The organism is Aeromonas sp. HMWF014 (assembly GCF_963878295.1).
Lineage (GTDB): Bacteria > Pseudomonadota > Gammaproteobacteria > Enterobacterales > Aeromonadaceae > Aeromonas > Aeromonas popoffii.
Genome location: NZ_CAWNYS010000537.1, coordinates 1,231 through 5,442 on the forward strand (window position 1 = coordinate 1,231; position 4,212 = coordinate 5,442).

At 60.5% G+C, this 4,212-nt stretch carries 5 protein-coding genes; 4 read left to right on the forward strand and 1 reads right to left on the reverse strand.

Annotated elements, in window-relative coordinates; genetic code table 11:
- Nucleotides 1–1,155, reverse strand: a 1,155-nt coding sequence (locus AAC083_RS20990; protein WP_258224804.1) for a HAMP domain-containing protein, incomplete at its 3' end; no start/stop codon positions are given.
- 250 nt (nucleotides 1,156–1,405) lie between these two features.
- On the opposite strand from AAC083_RS20990, the gene hinT reads away from it, so the two are divergent.
- From hinT to lpoB, 4 genes are all read left to right on the forward strand, one after another.
- Nucleotides 1,406–1,756, forward strand: a complete 351-nt coding sequence (gene hinT, locus AAC083_RS20995) for a purine nucleoside phosphoramidase (protein ID WP_042036766.1) — start codon at nucleotides 1,406–1,408, stop codon at nucleotides 1,754–1,756.
- Nucleotides 1,756–3,180: a COG3014 family protein gene (locus AAC083_RS21000; RefSeq protein ID WP_181364845.1), complete on the forward strand. Its 1,425-nt coding sequence runs from the start codon at nucleotides 1,756–1,758 to the stop codon at nucleotides 3,178–3,180. The genes hinT and AAC083_RS21000 overlap by 1 nt, the downstream gene beginning before the upstream one ends.
- 62 nt (nucleotides 3,181–3,242) lie before the next feature.
- Nucleotides 3,243–3,635 carry a YcfL family protein gene (locus AAC083_RS21005; protein ID WP_042036812.1) on the forward strand — a complete coding sequence of 131 codons (393 nt, stop codon included), beginning with the start codon at nucleotides 3,243–3,245 and terminating at the stop codon, nucleotides 3,633–3,635.
- Nucleotides 3,635–4,212 (forward strand): penicillin-binding protein activator LpoB (gene lpoB / locus AAC083_RS21010; protein ID WP_108537628.1); only part of this gene is annotated, 578 nt, incomplete at its 3' end. The genes AAC083_RS21005 and lpoB, both read left to right, overlap by 1 nt.

Consider the following 4,212-nt stretch of genomic DNA (forward strand, 5'->3'; position numbering starts at 1 on the left):
CTGCTGGATCAGCAGGTTGATCTGGCTGCCGAGCTGGCCAAACTCGTTCTTGCTGCGAAAACCGATGCGCTGGGTCATGTCGCCCTGGGTCACCTCGGTCAGCACCCGTAGCAGCTCCTTGAGCGGGCGGCGAATGGCCTTGCCCAGGGTGTAGGCCACCAGAATGGCCACCAGGATGGCGATGGCGATGCTGATCCCCTGGGTGAGTGTGCTCTGGGCCTGCACCTTGCCGGAGGCGCGTATGTTGTTGTTCATCAGCAGCTGGCTCTGGTCGGTGATCCCCTCCAGCTTGCGCTGGATGCTGACGATGAGTTTGCTGGCCTGCTTGCTCTGCTCGCGCATCCGCTCTTGCTGCTGCATCAGCGCCAGGTACTGGGAGAGCACCCCTTCGCTGGCGGTGGTATCGCGCACGAAGCCGTGCACGTAGTGGCCCATGTCATTGTCGAAGTTCTTGAGCTCTCCCTGCAGATCCTGGATGGTGCTGTTGAAGCCTTCTATCTGCATTTTGTTGCGTTTGAGCGCCCCCGCGATGGGGGCGGGTATGGTCTGGTTGAGCGCATCCATGGTGGAGAGTTCGATGGCGGAGAGTTTGGTGGTCAGGGTCTCGGACAGCATCTTGATGAAGTTGTCGTCTATGGTGACCATCATGTCCCCCAGGCTCTTCTTGAACTGGGGCAGACTGACCTGGAACTGCCCCTTGGCCTGGTTCACTTTGTGCAAGCGAATGAGCAAGGCCTGATGTTCGGCAGGCAGGGTGCCGGTCAGTTGCAGATAGTCGCTGACCAGCGTGCTCAGTGCCGCCATCTCGCCTTGCAGTTCAGGGTGAGCCGCCGCCTGCCGACTGAGGGTGGCGAGCGTCTTGTCGACCTGGGCCTTGGCCTGTTGTAGCGCGGCCACCTCGGCCTGGATCTGCTTGGGATCCTGCTCGGTCAGCACGTCGGTGAGCCACTTGTTGGCGCTGAGCAAACTGATCTGGGTTTGACTGCTGGCGATCACCAGCGGCATGGATTGCCGGGTGACCTGATCGAGCGCCTGATTGAGCTCGCGCTGGCTGCGAAAGGTGAGTACCGAGGAGGCCGCCATCACGGCCACCAGAATGGCAAAGCCTAAATAGACCCTCTGCAAGATGGAGAGGTCTGACATTGTTTGTTTCATTATTGTCCCGCTTTATATGCAAAAGTCCCTTGCCTGAATACCCCGTCCATTTGATACCCTGCTACCACCCTGGGTGAGCGACGCCATCTGACGTCTTCCGGCTATCGGTATTTTTAACAATAACTGAAGAAAATGGGACAACGGCTGTGTCAAATGTTGGCTTGTGTCACACTTGACGCCCCTTGATGACCACCTCGGGAGCAACTTGAGGTGGGTGTTGAATTTTCTTTTTCATATAAAGGAGTTATCCATGGCGCAAGAAACCATTTTCAGCAAAATCATCCGTAAAGAGATCCCCGCCGACATCCTTTATCAAGACGAGCTGGTGACCGCATTCCGGGACATCCAGCCCAAGGCCAAGACCCATATCCTGATCATTCCCAACGTATTGATCCCCACGGTCAACGACGTGGAAGCCGAGCATGAGCTGGCCCTTGGTCGCATGTTCACGGTGGCGCGCAAGCTGGCAAGCGAGGCCGGGATTGCCGAGGATGGCTATCGCCTCATCATGAACTGCAATCGCCACGGCGGGCAGGAGGTCTACCACATCCACATGCATCTGCTGGGGGGTCAATCCTTGGGGCCGCTGCTTAGCCTGTGATGCTTCGGTTTCCCCGTCTGGCTGCTCTTCTGCTGGTCAGTGCCCTGCTGGGGGGCTGCGCCTCCCACTGGCAGGACATATTCGTCTCCTATTCCGATCAGATGGCGCCGCTGCGCAACCAGCTGTTGCTGGGGCACGCCGCCGAGGCGTTGCCAGCGGTGCGCGAATCCACTCAAGGGGACGACAGCTATGTGCTGGACCGGCTCGAGCAGGGCCGCATCGCCTGGCTGGCAGGCCAGGATACGGGCAGCAAGCAGGCGTTCACCGCCGCCGACAGCCGCCTTGAGTGGGAAGACAATCAGGCCCAATACCGGCTGAGCCAGGGGTTGGGTCAGGCGGGTAGCCTGCTTACTAACGATCAGAGCATGGCTTACCTGACGCCGGATTATGAGCGCACCATGCTGCACCACTATCTGGCGCTCAATTACCTGCAGCGGGGAGATGCCGACGGCGCCCTGGTGGAGGTACGCCGGGCCAATCAGGTGCAGGAGCGGGCCCTCAAGGCACGGGCGGGGGAGCTGAACAAGGCCAGAGAGAAGGGGGCTGAAGCCACTACAGAGCGCGAGATGCGCCAGATGATGTCGCGCGGGGCTCCGGATCTTGACCGGCTGATTGGCCAGGTGAAAAACGGCTTTCAGAACGCCTATACCTTCTATTTCTCTGGCGTGCTGTATGAGGCGGCCGGGGATCTTAACGATGCCTGGGTCGACTATCAGCGTGGCTACCAGATAGCGCCGGACAACCAGAGCCTGCAGGATGCCTTGCTGCGCCTCGCCCGTTTGCGGGGCTCCGCGGACGAGATCCGCGAGACCGAGAAGAAAGTGGGTCGCAAGGCGCCGCCGCTTGCCAAGGATCAGGGGCAGCTGGTGGTGCTGTTTGAAGATGGCTTGATCCCGGCGCGGCGCGAACTGTTCCTGCCGCTGCCCATCGCCACCTCCAGTGGCGATTTTCGCACCTTTACCGTTGCCATCCCCTATTACGACAATAGAGCCAGCCAGACAGGTCCCCTTGTCGTCTCGGTTGGCAAGCGAATCGAGCAGACCAGCGAGCTGGTCAGGCTTGAAGCGCTGGCCGCCAAGGATCTGCAGGAGCGGTTGCCGGGCATGCTGACCCGTCAGGCGCTGCGGCTGGTGGCCAAGGAGCAGCTGAGGCACACCGCCGCCAAAGAGGGGGGCGATGTGGGCAATATTCTGGTCGGCATCTTCAATATCCTCTCGGAGCGGGCCGATACCCGCAGCTGGCTGACGTTGCCGGCCCTGGCGTCCAGTTGGCAGGGCATGCTGCCGGCTGGCGAGGTGCAGCTCACCCTGGGGGCGGGCGGCGCCCAGCGCCAGGTGCCACTCACCATCCACAAGGGACACACCACCCTGGTCTGGGTACAGCGCCTTGGGGCTGGCTTGACCACCCGCGTTATGCCGTTATAAGGATGGCGTGACAGATACGATAAACCGGCGTGACCTGTGGCCTGCCGACGAAGGAGATCAAGATGAAAGCATACGGTTTGGCCCTGGCGATGCTGCTGACCGGCTGCGCCACCAATACGTCCGGCGTGGCGCTCTATGGCGCGGCGGGGGCGGCACCCGTGCAGGAACAGCATCAGAACGTCAATGTGACCCTGACCGAACTGAGCCGGCGCGAGCAAAATGGCCTGCTGCAGGTCAATGTGGCTGCGGCCAGTACCCAGCGTGGCGATAACAGGCTGCAATACCTCTTCTATTGGTATGATGAGGCGGGGCAGGAGGTAGCCAGCGATGGTCGCGGCTGGACCCCTATTCAGCTCCACGGCTATCAGAGCCGCACCCTCTCAGCCCTGGCGCCGAGCCCGGCCGCCCGGGGATACCGGATTTATGTACGCGAAGTGATTGAGGAATCCTACTGATGAAAATGAATCATGCCCTGCTGATATTGACTGGCGCCCTGCTGCTCGGCGGCTGTTCCAGCACCACTGTCAGCTATGGCGACCCGACCGAAACCGAGACGGTGACAGTGGACTACGGTTCATCGGATCTGCAGGCCATCGCTGACAAGATGGCGGACTCCATGCTCGCCTCGCCGGCCACCAGCGAGATCACCGCCGGCGGTCGTCCGGTGATGTTTATGGACTCCATCCGCAACAAGACCTCGGAGCACATAGATACCGAGGCCATCACCGACACCATCCGCACCAAGTTGTTGCGGTCCGGCAAGTTCCGTTTCGTCGACATGAGCAAGGTGGCGGCGGTCAAGCAGCAGCTTGAGTACCAGCAGGGCAGCGGCATGGTGGATCCCGCCTCCATGGTGCGTCTGGGCAAGCAGACCGGGGCCCGTTACATGATCTATGGCAACCTCGCCAGCATCGTCAAGGACAATGGCAAGGTGAAGAATGTCTACTACCAGATGACCATGAACCTGATGGATCTGCAAAACGGCGAGCTGCTGTGGGCCGATCAGAAGGAGATCCGCAAACAGGCGAAGAA